This window comes from Streptomyces sp. NPDC007189 (assembly GCF_040703635.1).
Taxonomy (GTDB): Bacteria; Actinomycetota; Actinomycetes; order Streptomycetales; family Streptomycetaceae; genus Streptomyces.
Map to the genome: position 1 here is coordinate 110,336 of NZ_JBEYEY010000021.1, position 20,779 is coordinate 131,114.

Annotated in this window: 19 protein-coding genes; 15 read left to right on the top strand and 4 right to left on the bottom strand. The window is 69.5% G+C overall.

Features of this window, described 5'->3' with window-relative positions; genetic code table 11:
• Positions 1-7 precede the first annotated feature (7 nt).
• Both AB0950_RS33845 and AB0950_RS33850 read right to left on the bottom strand, forming a co-directional pair.
• Positions 8-316: a PASTA domain-containing protein gene (locus tag AB0950_RS33845; RefSeq protein WP_330338414.1), complete on the bottom strand. Its 309-nt coding sequence runs from the start codon at positions 314-316 to the stop codon at positions 8-10.
• A gap of 109 nt (positions 317-425) precedes the next feature.
• Positions 426-944, bottom strand: a complete 519-nt coding sequence (locus tag AB0950_RS33850) for a GNAT family N-acetyltransferase (protein ID WP_360159532.1) — start codon at positions 942-944, stop codon at positions 426-428.
• 97 nt (positions 945-1,041) lie between these two features.
• On the opposite strand from AB0950_RS33850, the gene AB0950_RS33855 reads away from it, so the two are divergent.
• The gene (locus tag AB0950_RS33855; RefSeq protein WP_360159534.1) at positions 1,042-2,334 is read left to right on the top strand and encodes a geranylgeranyl reductase family protein; all 1,293 of its coding nucleotides are present in this window, start codon (positions 1,042-1,044) and stop codon (positions 2,332-2,334) included.
• Here AB0950_RS33855 and def read toward each other — a convergent pair whose 3' ends face one another.
• On the bottom strand, positions 2,335-2,958 hold the full coding sequence (gene def / locus AB0950_RS33860) for a peptide deformylase (RefSeq protein ID WP_360159536.1): 624 nt from the start codon (positions 2,956-2,958) through the stop codon (positions 2,335-2,337).
• Positions 2,959-3,108: 150 nt separating this feature from the next.
• Complete coding sequence (locus tag AB0950_RS33865) at positions 3,109-3,918, bottom strand: C40 family peptidase (protein ID WP_361989759.1); 810 nt, start codon at positions 3,916-3,918, stop codon at positions 3,109-3,111.
• 753 nt (positions 3,919-4,671) lie between these two features.
• On the opposite strand from AB0950_RS33865, the gene AB0950_RS33870 reads away from it, so the two are divergent.
• From AB0950_RS33870 to nuoN, 14 genes are read left to right on the top strand one after another with little or no spacing between them, the layout of a single operon-like run.
• Entirely contained in the window at positions 4,672-5,031 is a 360-nt protein-coding gene (locus AB0950_RS33870; RefSeq protein WP_003992243.1) for an NADH-quinone oxidoreductase subunit A, read from the top strand.
• A gap of 13 nt (positions 5,032-5,044) precedes the next feature.
• Positions 5,045-5,599 carry an NADH-quinone oxidoreductase subunit B family protein gene (locus tag AB0950_RS33875; protein ID WP_007383964.1) on the top strand — a complete coding sequence of 185 codons (555 nt, stop codon included), beginning with the start codon at positions 5,045-5,047 and terminating at the stop codon, positions 5,597-5,599.
• Positions 5,596-6,366: an NADH-quinone oxidoreductase subunit C gene (locus tag AB0950_RS33880; protein ID WP_360159540.1), complete on the top strand. Its 771-nt coding sequence runs from the start codon at positions 5,596-5,598 to the stop codon at positions 6,364-6,366. Before AB0950_RS33875 ends, AB0950_RS33880 begins: the two co-directional genes overlap by 4 nt.
• The gene (locus AB0950_RS33885) at positions 6,363-7,694 is read left to right on the top strand and encodes an NADH-quinone oxidoreductase subunit D (RefSeq protein ID WP_360159542.1); all 1,332 of its coding nucleotides are present in this window, start codon (positions 6,363-6,365) and stop codon (positions 7,692-7,694) included. Before AB0950_RS33880 ends, AB0950_RS33885 begins: the two co-directional genes overlap by 4 nt.
• Complete coding sequence (gene nuoE, locus AB0950_RS33890; RefSeq protein ID WP_360159544.1) at positions 7,691-8,557, top strand: NADH-quinone oxidoreductase subunit NuoE; 867 nt, start codon at positions 7,691-7,693, stop codon at positions 8,555-8,557. The genes AB0950_RS33885 and nuoE overlap by 4 nt, the downstream gene beginning before the upstream one ends.
• Entirely contained in the window at positions 8,554-9,903 is a 1,350-nt protein-coding gene (gene nuoF / locus AB0950_RS33895; RefSeq protein ID WP_366780135.1) for an NADH-quinone oxidoreductase subunit NuoF, read from the top strand. Before nuoE ends, nuoF begins: the two co-directional genes overlap by 4 nt.
• Positions 9,900-12,404, top strand: a complete 2,505-nt coding sequence (locus tag AB0950_RS33900) for an NADH-quinone oxidoreductase subunit G (protein ID WP_366780136.1) — start codon at positions 9,900-9,902, stop codon at positions 12,402-12,404. The genes nuoF and AB0950_RS33900 overlap by 4 nt, the downstream gene beginning before the upstream one ends.
• A complete protein-coding gene (gene nuoH / locus AB0950_RS33905) occupies positions 12,401-13,765 on the top strand; it encodes an NADH-quinone oxidoreductase subunit NuoH (protein WP_360159550.1) in 1,365 nt (454 codons plus the stop codon). Before AB0950_RS33900 ends, nuoH begins: the two co-directional genes overlap by 4 nt.
• Positions 13,758-14,399 (top strand): NADH-quinone oxidoreductase subunit NuoI, encoded by a 642-nt coding sequence (gene nuoI, locus AB0950_RS33910; RefSeq protein WP_360159552.1) that lies wholly within the window; start codon positions 13,758-13,760, stop codon positions 14,397-14,399. The genes nuoH and nuoI overlap by 8 nt, the downstream gene beginning before the upstream one ends.
• Entirely contained in the window at positions 14,396-15,238 is an 843-nt protein-coding gene (locus tag AB0950_RS33915) for an NADH-quinone oxidoreductase subunit J (protein WP_330338403.1), read from the top strand. Before nuoI ends, AB0950_RS33915 begins: the two co-directional genes overlap by 4 nt.
• Positions 15,235-15,534: an NADH-quinone oxidoreductase subunit NuoK gene (gene nuoK / locus AB0950_RS33920; protein ID WP_023547474.1), complete on the top strand. Its 300-nt coding sequence runs from the start codon at positions 15,235-15,237 to the stop codon at positions 15,532-15,534. The genes AB0950_RS33915 and nuoK overlap by 4 nt, the downstream gene beginning before the upstream one ends.
• Before the next feature lie 15 nt (positions 15,535-15,549).
• Positions 15,550-17,496 carry an NADH-quinone oxidoreductase subunit L gene (nuoL, locus tag AB0950_RS33925; protein ID WP_366780137.1) on the top strand — a complete coding sequence of 649 codons (1,947 nt, stop codon included), beginning with the start codon at positions 15,550-15,552 and terminating at the stop codon, positions 17,494-17,496.
• Positions 17,497-17,501: 5 nt separating this feature from the next.
• The gene (locus tag AB0950_RS33930) at positions 17,502-19,073 is read left to right on the top strand and encodes an NADH-quinone oxidoreductase subunit M (protein ID WP_366780138.1); all 1,572 of its coding nucleotides are present in this window, start codon (positions 17,502-17,504) and stop codon (positions 19,071-19,073) included.
• Positions 19,070-20,719: an NADH-quinone oxidoreductase subunit NuoN gene (nuoN, locus tag AB0950_RS33935; RefSeq protein ID WP_366780139.1), complete on the top strand. Its 1,650-nt coding sequence runs from the start codon at positions 19,070-19,072 to the stop codon at positions 20,717-20,719. The genes AB0950_RS33930 and nuoN overlap by 4 nt, the downstream gene beginning before the upstream one ends.
• The last annotated feature ends 60 nt before the right edge of the window (positions 20,720-20,779 follow it).

Below are 20,779 nucleotides of genomic sequence, written 5' to 3' on the forward strand. Positions count from 1 at the left end.
CAGGGCTTCAGCGGTCGATCATCTCGAAGGCGTCGCCGGGCTCGCCGAGTTCGCGTTGCAGCCCTCCGGCCGGCGGCCGCGGGATGCGCGGCTCGCGCACGCCTCCGCCGCCCTCGCCCTCACCGAAGTCGAACCACACGTACACCATCGAGTCCCGCGGCACCTCGGCGCCGGGCTGCGGATACTGGCGCACCACATAGTCGACGACCGCCCGGTGGAAGTCCGGGCGGTCCGGCGCATTGAGGAACAGGCCCTGCGCCCGGGCCGTCTCGCGCGCGTCCACGGCCATCAGTCCGACCAGCCGTGGCACGCGCACTTCGGGTGTTTTGGGTGTTATGCGCACAGATGTCACCCCCAGCGGTACTGGAAGGGTAACTCCCGTGCGCCCCGCCCGGAAGGGATCGGTGTCTTTCCGTAACGGAAGATTACTGTCCGTTATCGATGCGGAGCCGGAAGCAGAGGGCGTCCTCGTCCAGCGTGGGATGCGGATAGCTCTCCGCCGGCTTCATGCCGAGCCGGCGGGTCACCGCGATCGACCGCTCGTTGCCCGGCCGGACCATCGCCACCACCTCCGGCACCCGGGCCGCCCGCAGCCGGCGCAGCGTCTCGCGCGCGGCCGCGGTGACGTACCCCTTGCCCCAGTGCGCGCGTCCGAGCCGCCAGCCGATCTCCGTCTCGCCGACCGGTCCCCAGTCGGGCCGCCAGGGCTGCGCTCCGGTGAACCCGAGGACCTCACCGGACGCGTCCAGCACCGTCCACAGGCAGAAGCCGAGTTCGGCGTCGTGCCGCCGCTGCCGCGCGGTGAGTTCCTCGTAGACCGACAGGGCCGCCGGCTTGCCGCCGTAGAACTCCATGACCTCGGGGTCGTCGAAGACCCGGTGCCAGGCGACCGCGTCCTCGTGGGTGGGAACACGCAGCCGTATAGCGGGGAGAGGTCGGTTCACAGGGCAGCCCTTCAGCCGGGTGATCCATTCTGCTGAATAGACTGCCCCTGTCCAGTGCCGGTCGGCACGCAGATTTCGAACTTGGGGAGATCCCGCCGTGACCGTCGTGAAGGAGCCCCTCTCCGAGAACACCGCCGACGTCATCGTCGTCGGCGCGGGGCCGGCCGGCTCCACGACCGCGTACCACCTCGCCAGGGCCGGTCTCGACGTCCTGCTGCTGGAGAAGACCGAGTTCCCGCGCGAGAAGGTGTGCGGCGACGGCCTCACCCCGCGCGCGGTCAAGCAGCTCGTCGCCATGGGCATCGACATCTCCGAGGAGGCCGGCTGGCTGCGGAACAAGGGCCTGCGCATCATCGGCGGCGGCTCCCGCCTCCAGCTGGACTGGCCGGAACTCGCCGCCTATCCGAACTACGGACTGGTCCGCAAGCGCGACGACTTCGACGAGCAGCTTGCCCGCAACGCCCAGAAGGCGGGCGCCCGCCTCTTCGAGCGCTGCAACGTCTCCGGCCCGGTCGTCGACGACCGCACCGGCCGCATCACCGGCGTCACCGCCAAGCTCGGCGAGGAGAAGCGCGAGGTCACCTTCCACGCGCCGCTCGTCGTCGCCGCCGACGGCAACTCCACCCGGCTGTCCCTCGCGATGGGCCTGCACCGCCGCGAGGACCGCCCGATGGGCGTCGCGGTCCGGACCTATTTCGAGAGCCCCCGCCACGAGGACGACTACCTCGAGTCCTGGCTGGAGCTGTGGGACCGCCGCGGCCCCCAGGACCGCCTGCTGCCCGGCTACGGCTGGATCTTCGGCATGGGCGACGGCACGTCCAACGTGGGCCTCGGCGTGCTGAACACCTCCGCCTCCTTCAAGGAGCTGGACTGGCGCGAGATCCTCAAGGCCTGGTGCGCCTCCATGCCCGAGGACTGGGGCTACACGCCCGAGAACATGACCGGCCCGATCCGCGGCGCCGCCCTCCCCATGGCCTTCAACCGCCAGCCCCACTACACGCGCGGCCTGCTGCTCGTCGGCGACGCCGGCGGCCTGGTGAACCCCTTCAACGGCGAGGGCATCGCCTACGCCATGGAGTCCGGCCAGATCGCCGCCGACGTCATCGTCCAGGCACACGCGCGTGCCACCCCGGCTCAGCGCGAGATCGCCCTGCAGCGCTACCCGCGCGTGCTGAAGGACACCTACGGCGGCTACTACACGCTCGGCCGCGCCTTCGTGAAGCTCATCGGCAACCCGAAGGTCATGCAGATCGCCGCCCAGCGCGGCCTGACGCACCCGCTGCTGATGAAGTTCACCCTCAAGCTGCTGGCGAACCTCACCGACCCCACGGGCGGCGACGCGATGGACCGCATCATCAACGGCCTGAGCAAGGTGGCCCCGAAGGCCTGACTAGGAGCTGAGCGCCGCCGCGTTGGCGGCCCGGCGGGCGAGGACCTCCTCCCGCCGGGCCGCCATCTGCCGCAGCGCGTCCTTTTTCTCCCGCTTGGCGAGCCGGTCCAGGTAGAGATACCCGTTGGTGTGGTCGGTCTCGTGGGCGAGGCAGCGCGCGAAGTACCCCGTGCCCTCGATGACGAGCGGGTTGCCGTCCTTGTCCAGCCCGCGCACGACGGCCCGGTCCGGCCGCGGTACGGCCATCACCGCACCCGGCACCGACAGGCAGCCCTCGTCCTCGTCCAGCAGCCGTCGCCCGCTCGTGGGCGTTTCGAGCACCGGATTGACGATGTGCCCGACATGTCGGATTCCGTCGTCATCGGGGCAGTCGTACACGAACAGCCGCAGATCCACCCCGACCTGATTCGCCGCCAGGCCCGCGCCTTCGGCGGCGTACAGAGTGAGGAACATGTCGTCGATGAGGGCGGCGAGGTCGGGCCCGAACTCCGTGACGTCCCGGCACGGCCTGTGCAGGACGTCCTCGCCGACCTCGGTGATCCGGCGCACCGCGCCGCGCCCGGCCTCGGGGGCGTGGCGGGGGTAGTGGTCGGCGGGCCTTCCCTGTACGAACACGCGTGGCATCGCGCGGTCTCCTTCGCTCGTGGAGGACCGCCGGACGGCGGCCCGAGCGAGAGCATGTCAGGAACACCGCTGTGGCGCGCCGGGAACGGCGCGAGGGCCGCTGCCCCCGAGCGGCTGCGGCCCTACGCGCGTGAGAGGTGCCAGGTGCCCTCAGAGCACCCGCACGGCCCCGCTCGGCGGGTCGTACGACAGCGGGTGCTCCCCGACGCCGCTGGAGGGGTTCTGCGCGCCGACGAACATGCCGTCGCCCACGTACACCGCGACGTGGTAGGCGCTGCCCGCGCCGCCCCAGTACAGGATGTCGCCCGGCTGCAGGTTGCTCAGCGACACCTGGGTGCCGGCCGTGGACTGGTCCTGGGAGACGCGCGGCAGGCTGATGCCCACCTGCTTGAAGGCGGTCTGCACCAGGCCGGAGCAGTCGTACGCCGACGGGCCGGTGGCGCCGGAGACGTACGCCTTGCCGATCTGCGCCTTGACGAAGGCGACGACGGCGGCGGCCGAACCGGTGGCCGTGGAGCCGCTCGTGGAGACGCCGGAGCCCGTCGTGGCGGCGAGCGTGGTCCGCTCGGCGTTGCGGGAGGCGCGCGCGGCGGCGGCCTTGCGGGCGGCCTCCTCGGCCTTCTTCTTGGCCGCGGCGGCCTTCTGCTTCGCCTCGGCGAGGTCCGCCTTGGCCTGCTTCGCGGCCTTCGCGGCGGCCGCGTCACGCTCGGCCTGCAGCTGGTAGTTCGCGGCGGCCTGCTGGGTGGCGTCCGCGGACTGGGCGGCCTGAGCGGCCAGGTCGGCCGTCAGGGTGGGCAGTTCGAGGGTCTGCGTCACCGGCTCGGCCGCGTTCGCCGAGCCGGACGCCCCGGCGACTGCCAGGGTGCTGAGGACGCCACCGGCAACTCCGGCCCGCATCGCGAGGGACGACGCGCTGCGGCGGGGCTTCCGGTGGCTGCGTATGTGAGCGGTGTGGGACATGGGAACAACCGGTACCAGGGGCTCCTTCATATCTTCAAGAAACGTGTGCTCCGCCACAGTTGCTCAATCGAGACCGAGGAACCCGGGCGCGTCGCTCTTTATTGACGCCGTAACGGACATTGCGGACGCCGGTGATCAAGGGCTTGATCACGGTCTTTGATCATTACGTCCGAATTGCTCCCCGCCTACCACCGGTTGAGGTGATTGGCCAAGCCCGGTTCTCAGAGATCTCTCATCGATGTGGCGGAGGTCACGGAACGGTTACCTGGAACGCGGCGTCCTGTGCGCGCAGGGCTCGTGAACGCGTGCACGCGTCCGGGCCTCCGTCCACACCGCACCCCGCGGCTCCCTCTGATGTGTGAACGCACGCCTTTACCAGCCGTCCGCGTCCAGCGCCAATTTGCATGCACCGGAACACTCTTGATATGGAGACGCGCCCTCCTGCCTGCGACGACGAGCGAGAATGTCACTTCTGGTGATCAACTGAACGCTTCGCGTATGAAGATCACTCATCATCCGACTTCATGATCCTTCGTCAGGTGGTGGAGATCACAAAGGTCATGCAATACCCCGTGTCGCAGATCACAGAGCGACGGGCATAAGATGCGTGGCAACTGGGCTTGTGACCTGCTTCACATGTTCTCGATCTTCGCCCGGGACGGCGGGGTTCCAGGGGACCAGTGAGGCGGAAGTGAGCGCAGTGCACCAGTGCAACCGCCAGCAGTCAGCGCCGACTGAGAGGAGCGAGGAGCGGTGAACGCGTATGCGCCCATCCTCGTACTGGGAGCCCTCGGGGCAGGCTTTGCGATCTTCTCCGTGGTCATGGCCACGCTGATCGGTCCGAAGCGGTACAACCGCGCCAAGCTCGAGGCCTACGAGTGCGGTATCGAGCCGACCCCCACGCCGGCCGGCGGCGGGCGCTTCCCCATCAAGTACTACCTGACGGCGATGCTCTTCATCGTCTTCGACATCGAGATCGTCTTCCTGTACCCCTGGGCCGTCACCTTCGACGCCCTGGGGATTTTCGGGCTCGTGGAGATGCTGCTCTTCGTGCTCACCGTCTTCGTCGCGTACGCGTACGTATGGCGGCGCGGCGGCCTGGAATGGGACTGAGGGGCCTTTAGACATGGGACTCGAAGAAAAGCTGCCGAGCGGCTTCCTGCTGACCACCGTCGAGCAGGCCGCGGGCTGGGTGCGCAAGGCGTCCGTCTTCCCCGCGACCTTCGGCCTCGCCTGCTGCGCCATCGAGATGATGACCACCGGCGCCGGCCGTTACGACCTGGCGCGCTTCGGCATGGAGGTCTTCCGCGGCTCACCGCGCCAGGCCGACCTGATGATCGTCGCCGGCCGGGTCAGCCAGAAGATGGCGCCGGTGCTCCGGCAGGTCTACGACCAGATGCCCAACCCCAAGTGGGTGATCTCCATGGGCGTCTGCGCCTCCTCGGGCGGCATGTTCAACAACTACGCGATCGTCCAGGGCGTCGACCACATCGTCCCGGTCGACATCTACCTGCCGGGCTGCCCGCCCCGCCCCGAGATGCTGATGGACGCCATCCTCAAGCTCCACCAGAAGATCCAGTCCTCCAAGCTCGGCGTCAACGCCGAGGAGGCGGCCCGCGAGGCGGAGGAGGCGGCGCTCAAGGCCCTGCCCACGATCGAGATGAAGGGGCTGCTGCGGTGAGCGACGCGAACGGCAACGGCACGCACGGCGTGAACGGGTCCGCGAACGGGGTGAACCCCGAGAAGGACCTCTCCGCTTCCAACCTCCCCGGCCAGCGCGGCCAGGGCGGCGAGGAGATCCGCGTCCAGCGCGGCATGTTCGGCGCCAACAACGGCGGCGACACCTCCGGCTACGGCGGCCTGGTCCGCTCGGTCCGACTCCCGGGACCGGCGAGCCGTCCCTACGGCGGCTGGTTCGACGAGGTCGCCGACGAACTGGAAGGCGCCCTGGAGGAACAGGGACTCCTCCCCGGCAACGCCATCGAGAAGACGGTCGTCGACCGCGACGAGCTGACCTTCCACATCGAGCGCGAGCACCTGGTCCGCGTCGCCCGGACCCTGCGCGACGACCCGGCCCTGCGCTTCGAGCTGTGCACCGGCGTCAGCGGCGTCCACTACCCGCACGACAAGGGACGCGAGCTGCACGCCGTCTACCACCTGCGCTCGATCACCCACAACCGGCTGGTCCGCCTCGAAGTCAGCGCCCCCGACGCCGACCCGCACATCCCGTCGCTGGTCTCCGTCTATCCGACGAACGACTGGCACGAGCGCGAGACGTACGACTTCTTCGGAATCGTCTTCGACGGTCACCCGGCCCTGACGCGGATCATGATGCCGGACGACTGGCAGGGCCACCCGCAGCGCAAGGACTACCCCCTCGGCGGCATCCCCGTCGAGTACAAGGGCGCCCAGATCCCGGCTCCGGACCAGCGGAGGTCGTACTCGTGAGCACGCAGTCAGCATCCGCCGCGTCGGCGCGCGAGACCACCGAGGGCACCGTCTACACGGTCACCGGTGGCGACTGGGACGAGGTCGTCCAGTCCGCGACCCGCGCCGACGACGAACGCATCGTCGTCAACATGGGTCCCCAGCACCCCTCCACCCACGGAGTGCTCCGCCTGATCCTCGAGATCGAGGGCGAGACGGTCACCGAGGCCCGCTGCGGCATCGGCTATCTGCACACCGGCATCGAGAAGAACCTCGAGTACCGCACGTGGACGCAGGGCACCACCTTCGTCACGCGCATGGACTACCTGACGTCCTTCTTCAACGAGACCGCCTACTGCCTCGCCGTCGAGAAACTCCTCGGCATCGAGGACGACATCACCGAACGCGCCAAGATCATCCGGGTGCTCCTGATGGAGCTGAACCGGATGTCCTCCCACCTGGTGTGCATCGCCACCGGCGGCATGGAGCTCGGCGCCACCACGATCATGATCTACGGCTTCCGTGATCGTGAAATGATTCTCGACCTCTACGAGCTCATCACGGGCCTTCGGATGAACCACGCGTACATCCGCCCCGGCGGACTCGCCCAGGACCTGCCGCCCGGCGCCGTGGACCAGATCCGCGAGTTCGTGAAGAAGATGAAGAAGAACCTCCCGGAGTACGACAAGCTCGCCACCGGGAACCCCATCTTCAAGGCCCGCATGCAGGACATCGGCTACCTGGACCTGGCCGGCTGCATGGCCCTCGGCGCCACCGGCCCGATCCTGCGCTCCACCGGCCTGCCGCACGACCTGCGCAAGGCACAGCCGTACTGCGACTACGAGACGTACGACTTCGAGATCCCGACCGCCGACAGTTGCGACGCCTACGGCCGTTTCCTGGTCCGCCTGGAGGAGATGCGGCAGTCGCTCAGGATCATCGAGCAGTGCCTGGACCGGCTCCAGCCCGGCCCCGTCATGGTCGCCGACAAGAAGATCGCCTGGCCCGCCCAGCTCGCCCTGGGCCCAGACGGACTCGGCAACTCCCTCGACCACATCAAGAAGATCATGGGCACCTCCATGGAGGCCCTGATCCACCACTTCAAGCTCGTCACCGAGGGCTTCCGCGTCCCGCCGGGACAGGCGTACGCGGCCGTCGAGTCCCCCAAGGGCGAGCTCGGCGTGCACGCCGTCTCCGACGGCGGCACCCGCCCCTACCGGGTCCACTTCCGCGACCCGTCCTTCACCAACCTGCAGGCCATGGCGGCCATGTGCGAAGGCGGCCAGGTCGCCGACGTCATCGTCGCCGTCGCGTCCATCGACCCCGTGATGGGAGGCGTCGACCGGTGACCACCTCTTCTTCGGAGCGGGGCGTCAGCCTGGGCATGCCCGAACTGCCCGCACCCGCGTATCCGGACGACGTCCGGGCCCGGCTGGAGGCGGACGCGCGCGAGATCATCGCCCGCTACCCGGACTCCCGGTCCGCCCTGCTTCCGCTGCTCCACCTCGTGCAGTCGGAGGAGGGCCATGTCACGCGCACCGGAATGCAGTTCTGCGCGGACATGCTGAACCTGACCACGGCCGAGGTCACCGCCGTCGCCACCTTCTACACCATGTACCGGCGCAAGCCGTCCGGTGACTACCAGGTCGGCGTGTGCACCAACACGCTGTGCGCGGTGATGGGCGGAGACGCGATCTTCGAAGCCCTCCAGGAGCACCTGGGCGTCGGCAACGGCGAGACCACCGACGACGGCAAGGTCACCCTGGAGCACATCGAGTGCAACGCGGCCTGCGACTACGCGCCGGTCGTGATGGTCAACTGGGAGTTCTTCGACAACCAGACGCCCGCCGCCGCCAAGCGCCTGGTCGACGACCTGCGCGCGGGACGGCCCGTACAGCCCACGCGCGGGGCGCGGCTGTGCACGTTCAAGGAGACCGCGCGGATCCTGGCCGGCTTCCCCGACGAGCGGCCCGGGGCCGTCGAGGAGGGCGGCAGTGCGGGACCCGCGTCGCTGGTGGGCCTTCGCCTGGCGAAGGGAGAGGCCGCACCCGCGCGCGTGGTCCATCCGCGCGGAGGTCCGCATGAGGAGCCGCAGGACAGGGTGCACGAACCGTCGCCGTCCGAGCACCTCAGCTCCCATGACGCGCCGCAGGAGACATCGGCCTCCGACCCCGCCCACCCGGCAGGGCCTACCGCCGAGGAGGGGGAGTGATGACCGTGGTACCCGAGGTCAAGGACACGAGCCCCGAGAAGCTGCTCGCACCCGTGCTGTCGGCCTTCTGGGACGAGGACCGGTCCTGGACACTGGACGTCTACCGGAGGCACGAGGGGTACGAGGGGCTCCGCAAGGCGCTCGCCATGTCACCGGACGACGTGATCGCGTACGTCAAGGACTCAGGTCTGCGCGGCCGCGGCGGCGCGGGATTCCCGACCGGAATGAAGTGGCAGTTCATTCCGCAGGGTGATGGAAAACCGCACTATCTAGTTGTCAACGCCGACGAGTCGGAGCCGGGCACCTGCAAGGACATCCCGCTCCTCTTCGCGAACCCGCACAGCCTCATCGAGGGCATTGTGATCGCGTGCTATGCCATCAGGTCGTCGCATGCCTTCATCTATCTGCGTGGCGAAGTCGTCCCCGTTCTGCGGCGGTTGCACGAGGCCGTGCGCGAGGCCTACGCGGCGGGCTACCTCGGCGAGAACATCCTGGGCAGCGGACTCGACCTGACCCTCACCGTGCACGCCGGCGCCGGCGCGTACATCTGCGGTGAGGAGACCGCGCTGCTGGACTCGCTCGAAGGCCGCCGTGGTCAACCGCGGCTGCGTCCCCCCTTCCCTGCGGTGGAAGGCCTCTATGCCTGTCCGACTGTTGTGAACAACGTCGAGTCGATCGCGTCGGTTCCCGCGATCCTGAAAAACGGCAAGGACTGGTTCAGGTCGATGGGCAGCGAGAAGTCCCCGGGCTTCACGCTCTACTCGCTCAGCGGCCACGTCGCCGCCCCCGGCCAGTACGAGGCCCCGCTCGGCATCACGCTGCGCCAGCTGCTCGACATGAGCGGCGGCATGCGGCCCGGCCACCGGCTGAAGTTCTGGACGCCGGGCGGCTCCTCGACGCCGATGTTCACCGACGAACACCTCGACGTCCCCCTCGATTACGAAGGAGTGGGCGCCGCGGGCTCCATGCTCGGCACCAAGGCCCTGCAGTGCTTCGACGAGACGACCTGCGTGGTGCGCGCGGTGACCCGCTGGACCGAGTTCTACGCCCACGAGTCCTGCGGCAAGTGCACGCCCTGCCGCGAAGGGACGTACTGGCTGGTGCAGTTGCTGCGGGACATCGAGGCCGGCAAGGGCACCATGGCCGACCTCGACAAGCTCGCCGACATCGCCGACAACATCAACGGCAAGTCCTTCTGCGCCCTCGGCGACGGCGCCGCGTCCCCGATCTTCTCCTCGCTGAAGTACTTCCACGAGGAGTACGAGCAGCACATCACGGGCCGGGGCTGCCCCTTCGACCCGGCCAAGTCGACGGCCTGGGCGGACCGCCCGGAGGTGAACGCATGACCGTGACCACCAGTGCTCCCACAGGTGGGGGAGAGGCGGCGGTCCCGCCGGAAGACCTCGTCACGCTGACGATCGACGGCATCGAGATCAGTGTGCCCAAGGGCACCCTGGTCATCCGGGCCGCCGAACAGCTCGGCATCGAGGTCCCCCGGTTCTGCGACCACCCCCTGCTCGACCCCGCCGGCGCCTGCCGTCAGTGCATCGTCGAGGTCGAGGGCCAGCGCAAGCCGATGGCGTCCTGCACCATCACCTGCACCGACGGCATGGTGGTGAAGACACAGCTCACCTCCCCGGTCGCGGAGAAGGCCCAGAAGGGTGTGATGGAGCTGCTGCTCATCAACCACCCGCTGGACTGCCCGGTCTGCGACAAGGGCGGCGAATGCCCGCTGCAGAACCAGGCGATGTCGCACGGCAACGCCGAGTCCCGCTTCGACGGCAAGAAGCGCACCTACGAAAAGCCGGTGCCGATCTCCACCCAGGTGCTGCTCGACCGCGAGCGGTGCGTGCTGTGCGCCCGCTGCACCCGGTTCTCCAACCAGATCGCGGGCGACCCGATGATCGAGCTGCTCGAGCGGGGCGCGCTCCAGCAGGTCGGCACCGGCGAGGGCGACCCCTTCGAGTCGTACTTCTCCGGCAACACGATCCAGATCTGCCCGGTCGGCGCGCTCACCTCCGCGGCCTATCGTTTCCGCTCCCGCCCCTTCGACCTGATCTCCTCGCCGTCGGTGTGCGAGCACTGCGCGGGCGGCTGCGCCATCCGCACCGACCACCGGCGCGGCAAGGTCATGCGGCGGCTCGCCGAGAACGACCCCGAGGTCAACGAGGAGTGGATCTGCGACAAGGGACGCTTCGCGTTCCGGTACGGGCAGCTCAAGGACCGCCTCGACACCCCGCTCGTCCGCAACGCCGACGGCGTCCTGGAGCCCGCCTCCTGGCCGGAAGCCCTGGAGGCGGCCGCGCGCGGACTCGCCGCCGCCCGCTCGCGGGCCGGTGTCCTCATCGGCGGCCGGCTGACCGTCGAGGACGCCTACGCCTACAGCAAGTTCGCGCGCGTGGCGCTCGACACCAACGACATCGACTTCCGCGCGCGCGTGCACAGCGGCGAGGAGGCCGACTTCCTCGCCTCCCGGGTGGCCGGCCGCGGCCGCGACCTCGACGGTACGGGCGTCACGTACACCGCCCTGGAGAAGGCGCCCGCCGTGCTGCTCGTCGGCTTCGAGTCGGAGGAGGAGGCCCCCGGCGTCTTCCTGCGGCTGCGCAAGGCTTGGCGCAAGCGCAAGCAGAAGGTGTTCGCGCTGGCCACGCACGCGACCCGGGGCCTGGAGAAAGCGGGCGGCACCCTGCTGCCGGCCGCGCCCGGCACCGAGACCGAGTGGCTGGACGCCCTCGCGAGCGGCGTCGGCCTGGAGGAGCCCGGCACGCTGGCCGCCGAGGCGCTGCGCACCGAGGGCGCGGTCATCGTCGTCGGCGAGCGGCTCGCCGCGGTCGCCGGCGGCCTCACCGCCGCCGTACGCGCCGCCACCGCCACCGGCGCCCAGCTGGTGTGGATCCCGCGCCGGGCCGGTGAGCGGGGCGCCATCGAGGTCGGTGCGTTGCCGTCGCTGCTGCCGGGCGGCCGCCCGGCGACCGACCCGCGCGCGCGGGAGGAGGTAGCCGCCGTCTGGGGGCTCGCCGAACTCCCGGGGCGCTACGGCCGCGACACCCACCACATCATCGAGGCCGCCGCCACCGGCGAACTGTCGGCACTCCTGGTCGCCGGGGTCGAGGTCGCCGACCTGCCCGACCCGGCACGCGCGCGTGAAGCGCTCGACAGCGTCGGCTTCCTGGTGTCGCTGGAGCTGCGGCCCAGCGAGGTCACCGAGCACGCCGACGTCGTCCTGCCGGTCGCCGCGGCCGCGGAGAAGGCGGGCACGTTCCTCAACTGGGAGGGCAGGGTGCGGTTCTTCGAGGCCGCCCTCAAGCCCGACCAGATGACCCGCCGTCTCGCGCCGACCGACACGCGCGTGCTGCAGATGCTCGCCGACGCCATGGACGTCCACCTGGGCCTGCCCGATCTGCGCACCACGCGCGCGGAGATCGACCGGCTCGGCCTCTGGGAGGGCCCGCGCGCCCTCGACCCCCACGAGACCGCGGGCGCGCTGCCCCGCCCGGCCGCCGGGGAGGCCGTGCTCGCCGGGCATAGGCTCCTGCTCGACCAGGGCGTCCTCCAGGAGGGCGACGAGGCACTCGCCGGCACCCGGCACGCCGCACACGCGCGCGTGTCCGCCGCCACGGCGGCCGAAGCAGGAGTCGAGGACGGCGAGGTCCTCGCCGTCACCGGCCCGGCCGGCGTCGTCGAACTCCCGCTGCGGATCACCGAGATGCCCGACCGGGTGGTCTGGCTCCCGCTGAACTCGGCCGGCGCGGGCGTCGCCTCCGACACCGGGGCACGACCCGGCTCACTCGTCCGCATCGGCCCGGCGGCATCCGCCGAACAGGCCCCCAAGGAGGTGGAGGGATGAGCCCGTACCTCGCAGCTGAAGACCTCTCGATGTTCGGCCGCGACCCCTGGTGGCTGGTCGTCGTCAAGGCCGTGTTCTGCTTCGCCTTCCTGATGGTGACCGTGCTGTTCTCCATCGTCTGGGAGCGCAAGGTCGTCGCCTGGATGCAGCTGCGCATCGGCCCGAACCGGCACGGCCCCTGGGGCATGCTCCAGTCGCTCGCCGACGGCGTGAAGCTGATGCTCAAGGAAGACATCATCGTCAAACGCGCGGACAAGGTCGTCTACGTCCTCGCGCCGATCGTCGCGGCCATCCCGGCCTTCATGGCGATCGCGGTGATCCCCTTCGGTCCGGCCGACAACGAGATCTCGGTCTTCGGCCACCGCACCGCGATGCAGCTCACCGACCTGCCGATCGCGATGCTCTACATCCTCGCCATCGCCTCCGTGGGCATCTACGGCATCGTGCTGGCGGGCTGGAGCTCCGGATCCACCTACCCGCTGCTCGGCGGCCTGCGTTCCTGCGCGCAGATGATCTCCTACGAGATCGCCATGGGCGCCGCGTTCGCCTCGGTGTTCCTGTACTCCGGGTCGATGTCGACGTCCACGATCGTGGCGCAGCAGCACGACCGCTGGTACATCCTGCTGCTGCCGGTCTCGTTCATCCTCTACATCGTCACGATGGTCGGCGAGACCAACCGCGCCCCCTTCGACATGCCGGAGTCCGAGGGCGACCTGGTCGGCGGCTTCAACACCGAGTACTCGTCCATCAAGTTCGCGATGTTCATGCTCGCCGAGTACGTGAACATGGTGACGGTCTCCTCCGTGTCGACCACCCTGTTCCTCGGCGGCTGGCGGGCACCCTGGCCGATCAGCACCTTCTGGGAGGGCGCGAACCACGGCTGGTGGCCGCTGCTCTGGTTCGTGATCAAGGTCCAGCTGCTGCTGTTCTTCTTCATCTGGCTGCGCGGCACGCTCCCCCGCGTGCGCTACGACCAGCTGATGAGGCTCGGCTGGAAGGTCCTGATCCCCGTCTCCGTGACCTGGCTGATGCTGGTGGCGACCGTGCGGGCCCTGCGCAACGAGCACTACGACTTCGCCGACATCGCCCTGCCCGTCGGCGGCGCGGTCCTCGCCCTGGTGGTGATCTCCTACCTCGTCGACATGTTCCGCGAGAAGGCCAAGGCGGCCGAGCAGCCCGCCGCCGAGCAGGCCGGATTCGACCCGATGGCGGGCGGGTTCCCCGTGCCGCCGCTGCCCGGACAGGAGCTGCCGCCGGTGCCGAGGCGCCGGCCGCGCCGCGCGCACGAGCTGATTGTCAGTGGCGGGTCGGACACTGTCAGTGACGGATCTTCGGAGGGAAAGGAGGCGTCCGATGGCTGAGGAGCCCAAGGAGACCAAGCCCGGTTTCCTGAACCCCGTGGCCGGCTTCGGCGTGACCTTCAAGGCCATGTTCAAGAAGCGGCTGACCGAGCAGTACCCGGAGCAGAAGAAGACCACGGCTCCGCGGTTCCACGGACGGCACCAGCTCAACCGCCATCCGGACGGCCTGGAGAAGTGCGTCGGCTGCGAGCTGTGCGCCTGGGCCTGCCCCGCCGACGCCATCTACGTGGAAGGCGCCGACAACACCGACGAGGAGCGCTACTCGCCGGGCGAGCGGTACGGCCGCGTCTACCAGATCAACTACGCCCGCTGCATCCTGTGCGGCCTGTGCATCGAGGCGTGCCCCACGCGCGCGCTGACGATGACCAACGAGTTCGAACTGGCCGACTCCAGCCGCGCCAACCTCATCTACACCAAGGAACAGCTGCTCGCCGGCCTCGAAGAGGGCATGGTCGACACGCCTCACTCGATCTTCCCCGGGACGGACGAACAGGACTACTACCGGGGGCTGGTGACCCAGGCCGCGCCCGGCACGGTCCGCCAGGTCGCCGTGTCCAAGGGCGAGGTCCCGCAGGAGGCCGCGTCCACCTTCGGCGAGGACGAGCCGGCCTCGGAGAAGGTGATCGGCCGATGACCGCGCAGCTCGCCGCCTACACCACCTCCACCGGTGAGGCCTTCCAGTTCTGGGTCCTCGGCACCGTCGCGGTGATCGGCGCCCTGTGCACCGTCTTCATGAAGAAGGCCGTGCACAGCGCCCTCTGCCTCGCCGGAACCATGATCGTCCTGGCGGTGTTCTACCTCGCCAACGGCGCCTACTTCCTGGGCATCGTGCAGATCGTCGTCTACACCGGCGCGATCATGATGCTGTTCCTGTTCGTGGTGATGCTCGTCGGCGTCACGGCCGCGGACTCCCTGAAGGAGACCATCAAGGGCCAGCGCTGGCTGGCCCTGGTGTGCGGGATCGGCTTCGGCGTCCTGCTGTTCGCCGGCATCGGCAACGCCTCCCTGAAGGAGTTCGCCGGCACCGGCCAGGCGAACGCCAACGGCAATGTGGAGGGCCTCGCCTCCCTCATCTTCACCAAGTACGTCTTCGCCTTCGAAATCACCGGCGCCCTGCTCATCACGGCCGCCGTCGGCGCCATGGTGCTCACCCACCGCGAGCGCACCGAGCGCGCCAGGACCCAGCGCGAGCTGTCCGAACAGCGCGTCCGCGACGGCAAGTACGTACCGCCGCTGCCCGCCCCGGGCGTCTACGCCCGGCACAACGCGGTCGACATCGCGGGTCTGCTCCCCGACGGCACCCCGTCCGAGCTGACCGTCAGCAAGACGCTGCGCGAACGCGGCCAGATCCGTGACGTGTCGGCCGAGGCGCTCAACGACCTGCGGGCGCTGGAGCAGCGCGCGGAGGAACGCCTGGAGCGCAGGGCGATCGAACCGGCGACGTTCAAGCGGCCCGAGGAGGCGTCGAAGTGAACCCGGTCAACTACCTCTACCTCGCCGCCCTGCTGTTCACGATCGGCGCCACCGGCGTACTGATCCGGCGCAACGCCATCGTGGTCTTCATGTGCATCGAGCTGATGCTGAACGCCTGCAACCTCGCGTTCGTCACCTTCTCCCGGATGCACGGCAACCTCGACGGCCAGATCATCGCCTTCTTCACGATGGTCGTCGCCGCCGCGGAGGTCGTGGTGGGCCTCGCGATCATCGTGTCGCTGTTCCGCACCCGCCACTCGGCCTCGGTCGACGACGCCAGCCTGATGAAGCTGTAAGGGGTCGGAAGAATCGTGGAGAACCTGATCGCGCTGCTCATCGCGGCGCCCCTGCTCGGAGCGGCCGTCCTCCTGGTCGGCGGCCGGCGGCTGGACGCCGTCGGCCACTGGATCGGCACGCTGCTGTCGTTCGTCTCCTTCGCCTTCGGTCTCGCCCTCTTCGCCGATCTGCTGGGCAAGGGCGCCGACAACCGGACGCTGACGCAGCACCTGTTCAGCTGGGTGCCGGTGGCCGGCTTCCAGGCGGACGTCACCTTCCGCCTGGACCAGTTGTCGATGACGTTCGTCCTGCTCATCACGGGCGTCGGCTCGCTGATCCACCTGTACTCGGTCGGGTACATGGAGCACGACGAGCGGCGCCGCCGCTTCTTCGGCTACCTGAACCTGTTCCTCGCGGCGATGCTGCTGCTCGTCCTCGCCGACAACTACCTGCTGCTGTACGTCGGCTGGGAGGGCGTCGGCCTCGCCTCCTACCTGCTGATCGGCTTCTGGCAGCACAAGCCCAGCGCCGCGACGGCCGCGAAGAAGGCCTTCCTGGTCAACCGCGTCGGCGACATGGGCCTGTCGATCGCGGTCATGCTGATGTTCACCACCTTCGGCAGCTTCGCCTTCGGCCCGGTCCTCAGCCACACCGGCGACACCTCCGAGGGCAGGCTCACCGCCATCGGCCTGATGCTGCTGCTGGCCGCCTGCGGCAAGTCCGCCCAGGTGCCGCTGCAGTCCTGGCTCGGCGACGCCATGGAGGGCCCGACCCCGGTCTCGGCCCTGATCCACGCCGCGACGATGGTGACCGCGGGCGTGTACCTGATCGTCCGCTCCGGAGCCATCTTCAACGCCGCCCCCGACGCGCAGCTCGCCGTCACCGTGGTCGGCGCGGTCACGCTCCTGTTCGGTGCGATCGTCGGTTGCGCCAAGGACGACATCAAGAAGGCACTGGCCGGCTCGACCATGTCGCAGATCGGCTACATGGTGCTCGCCGCGGGCCTCGGCCCCATCGGCTACGTCTTCGCGATCATGCACCTGGTGACGCACGGCTTCTTCAAGGCCGGCCTGTTCCTCGGCGCCGGCTCCGTCATGCACGGCATGAACGACGAGGTCGACATGCGCAAGTACGGCGGCCTGCGCAAGTACATGCCGGTCACCTTCATCACCTTCGGCCTCGGCTACCTCGCCATCATCGGCTTCCCGGGCCTGTCCGGCTTCTTCTCCAAGGACAAGATCATCGAGGCGGCGTTCGCCAAGGGCGGCACCGAGGGCTGGATCCTCGGCGGCGCGGCCCTGCTGGGCGCGGCCATCACCGCCTTCTACATGACGCGCGTGATGCTGATGACGTTCTTCGGCGAGGAGCGCTGGAAGGACCAGCCCACCCGCTCCCCGGAGGCCCCGAGCGCGGAGCCCGCCGCCGAGCACCGGGGCGAGCACGCCGAGCCGCACCCGCACGAGTCCCCGAAGGTCATGACGATCCCGATGATCGTGCTGGCCGTCGGCTCGGTCTTCGGCGGCGGCTTCTTCAGCATCGGCGACCGCTTCCTGCACTGGCTGGAGCCGGTCACCGGGCACAGTGAGGGCCACTCCCCGGTCGGCGCCGCGACGGTCACCGCCGCGACCATGGTCTGCCTGGTCATCGGCGTCGGCATCGCCTGGGCCCAGTACGGCCGCAAGCCCGTGCCCGCCGTCGCCCCGCGCGGCTCGCTGCTCACCCGCGCGGCCCGCCGCGACCTGCTCCAGGACGACTTCAACCACGTGGTCCTGGTGCGCGGCGGCGAACACCTCACGCGCTCCCTGGTGTACGTCGACCACACCCTGGTCGACGGCGTCGTCAACGGCACGGCGGCCGGCTTCGGCGGCCTGTCCGGCCGGCTGCGCCGGATCCAGAACGGCTTCGCCCGCTCCTACGCGGTCTCGATGTTCGGCGGTGCGGCACTCCTGGTCGCCGCCACCCTGCTGATGAGGGCGGTCTGATACCGATGTCCTTTCCTCTGCTGACAGCGACGGCGGCGCTCCCGGCCGTAGGGGCCGTCGCCACGGCCGCCGTACCGGCCGCGCGGCGCACCGCCGCGAAGTGGCTGGCGCTGCTCGTCTCGCTCGCCACGCTCGCCCTGGCGATCGTCGTCCTGGTCCGCTTCGACCCGGGCGGCTCCCGCTACCAGCTCACCGAGTCCCACGCCTGGATCAAGAACTTCGGCGTGCGCTACGAGCTGGGCGTCGACGGCATCGCGGTGGCGCTGATCGCCCTGACCGCCGTCCTGATCCCGTTCATCATCCTCGCGGGCTGGCACGACGCCGACCCGCTGGAGACGGGCAGCCGCCGCTGGCGGCCCACCCAGGGCTTCTTCGCCCTCATCCTCGCCGTCGAGGCGATGGTGCTCATCTCCTTCGAATCCACCGACGTCTTCCTCTTCTACATCTTCTTCGAAGCCATGCTCATCCCGATGTACTTCCTCATCGGCGGCTTCGGAGACCGCGCCCACGCGCAGGGCGAGGCAGCGGCCTCGACCCAGCGGTCGTACGCGGCGGTGAAGTTCCTGCTCTACAACCTGGTCGGCGGCCTGATCATGCTGGCCGCGGTGATCGGCCTCTATGTGGTCGCCGGGAACTTCAGCCTCCAGGAGATCGCGCAGGCCCGCGCCAACGGCTCGCTGCACATGGCGACGAGCACCGAACGCTGGCTGTTCCTCGGCTTCTTCTTCGCGTTCGCGGTGAAGGCGCCGCTGTGGCCGCTGCACACCTGGCTGCCCAACGCCATGCAGGAGTCCACCGCCCCGGTCGCCGTCCTCATCACCGCGGTCGTCGACAAGGTGGGCACCTTCGCGATGCTCCGCTTCTGCCTCCAGCTGTTCCCGCAGGCCAGCAAGTGGGCGACGCCGGTCATCCTGGTCCTGGCGCTGATCAGCATCGTCTACGGCGCACTGCTCGCCGTCGGCCAGCGGGACATCAAGCGCCTGGTCGCCTACGCGTCGATCTCGCACTTCGGCTTCATCATCATGGGCATCTTCGCGATGACCAGCCAGGGCCAGTCCGGCGCGACCCTCTACATGGTCAACCACGGCATCTCCACGGCCGCGCTGATGCTGGTCGCCGGCTTCCTGATCTCCCGGCGCGGCTCGCGGCTCATCGCCGACTACGGAGGCGTGCAGAAGGTCGCCCCGGTCCTCGCCGGCACCTTCCTGATCGGCGGCCTCGCGACCCTCTCGCTGCCCGGACTCGCCCCGTTCGTGAGCGAGTTCCTGGTCCTGGTCGGCACCTTCGCGCGCTACCCGGTCATCGGCATCATCGCCACCTTCGGCATCGTCCTCGCCGCGCTCTACACCCTCGTGCTGTACCAGCGGACGATGACGGGCCCGGTGAAGCCCGAGGTGTCGGCGATGCCCGACCTCCGTGTGCGGGAACTGGTGGTCGTCGCCCCGCTGATCGTCCTGCTGATCTTCCTGGGCGTCTATCCGAAGCCCGTCACGGACATCGTCAACCCGGCGGTCAAGCAGACCATGTCCGACGTACACAAGACCGACCCCAAGCCCTCGGTGGAGGCGGCCAAGTGAGCGCAACAGCCGTCCACAGCCTGTGGACAACCGCGGCCGACCCGATCACGAAGATCCCGGCACCCAAGATCGAATACGGACAATTGTCGCCGACGCTGATCGTCGTCGGCGCGGCCCTGGTCGGAGTGCTGATCGAGGCGTTCGTCCCGCGCAGGTCCCGCTACTACGCCCAGGTGTTCGTGTCCGTCGTCGCGCTGTGCGCCGCGTTCGCCGCGGTGGTCGCGCTGGCCGCCGACGGCTACGGCACCACCAAGGCGCACATCGCGGCCATGGGGGCGATCGCGGTCGACGGCCCGTCCCTGTTCCTGCAGGGCACGATCCTGCTGGCCGGACTCGTCGGCCTGTTCACCTTCGCCGAGCGGCGCCTGGACCCGGCCGCGCACGGCAACCGCGTCGACTCCTTCGCCGCGCAGGCCGCCTCCGTGCCCGGCAGCGACAGCGAGAAGGCCGCGGTGAAGGCCGGTTTCACCACCACCGAGGCCTTCCCGCTGCTGCTCTTCGCGATCTCCGGCATGCTGGTGTTCCCCTCGGCCAACGACCTGCTGACCCTGTTCGTGGCCCTGGAAGTCTTCTCCCTGCCGCTGTACCTGCTGTGCGCACTGGCCCGCCGCAAGCGGCTGATGTCGCAGGAAGCCGCCGTCAAGTACTTCCTGCTCGGCGGGTTCGCCTCCGCGTTCACCCTGTTCGGCATCGCCCTGCTGTACGGCTACGCGGGCTCGGTGTCGTACGCGCGCATCGCCCAGGTCGTCGACGGCACGGTCACCAACGTCGACCCGGCACTCGCGGGCACGATGGGCAACGACGCGCTGCTGCTGCTCGGCAGCGCCCTGATCGTGATGGGCCTGCTGTTCAAGGTGGGCGCCGTGCCGTTCCACATGTGGACGCCGGACGTCTACCAGGGCGCGCCGACGCCCGTCACCGGCTTCATGGCGGCGGCGACGAAGGTGGCCGCGTTCGGCGCGCTGATGCGCCTGCTGTACGTCGTCCTGCCCGGGATGCGCTGGGACTGGCGGCCGGTCATGTGGGCGGTGGCGATCGTCACCATGCTCGGCGGCGCGATCGTCGCGATCACGCAGACCGACATCAAGCGGTTGCTCGCGTACTCGTCCATCGCGCACGCCGGATTCATCCTCGCGGGTGTCATCGCCACCTCCAAGGACGGCGTCTCCTCGGTCCTCTTCTACCTGGCCGGCTACTCCTTCGTGACGATCGGCGCGTTCGCGGTGGTCACGCTGGTGCGCGACGCGGGCGGCGAGGCCACCCACCTGTCGAAGTGGGCGGGCCTGGGCCGCCGCTCCCCGCTGGTCGCGGCCGTCTTCGCCGTCTTCCTCCTCGCCTTCGCCGGCATCCCGCTGACCTCCGGTTTCGCGGGGAAGTTCGCCGTGTTCAAGGCGGCGGCGGACGGCGGCGCGGCCCCGCTGGTCGTGATCGGTGTGATCTCCTCCGCGATCGCCGCGTTCTTCTACATCCGCGTGATCGTGCTGATGTTCTTCAGCGAGCCCAGGCCGGAGGGCCCGACCGTGGCCGTCCCGTCCCCGCTGACCATGATGGCGATCGCCGTCGGCGTCGCGGTGACGCTGGTGCTCGGCGTGGCCCCGCAGTACTTCCTGGACCTGGCCAGCCAGGCGGGAGTGTTCGTCCGCTGACACCTCCCGGCAGCACGACGGCCCGGCACTTCGGGGGGTGCCGGGCCGTCGCGCTGCCCG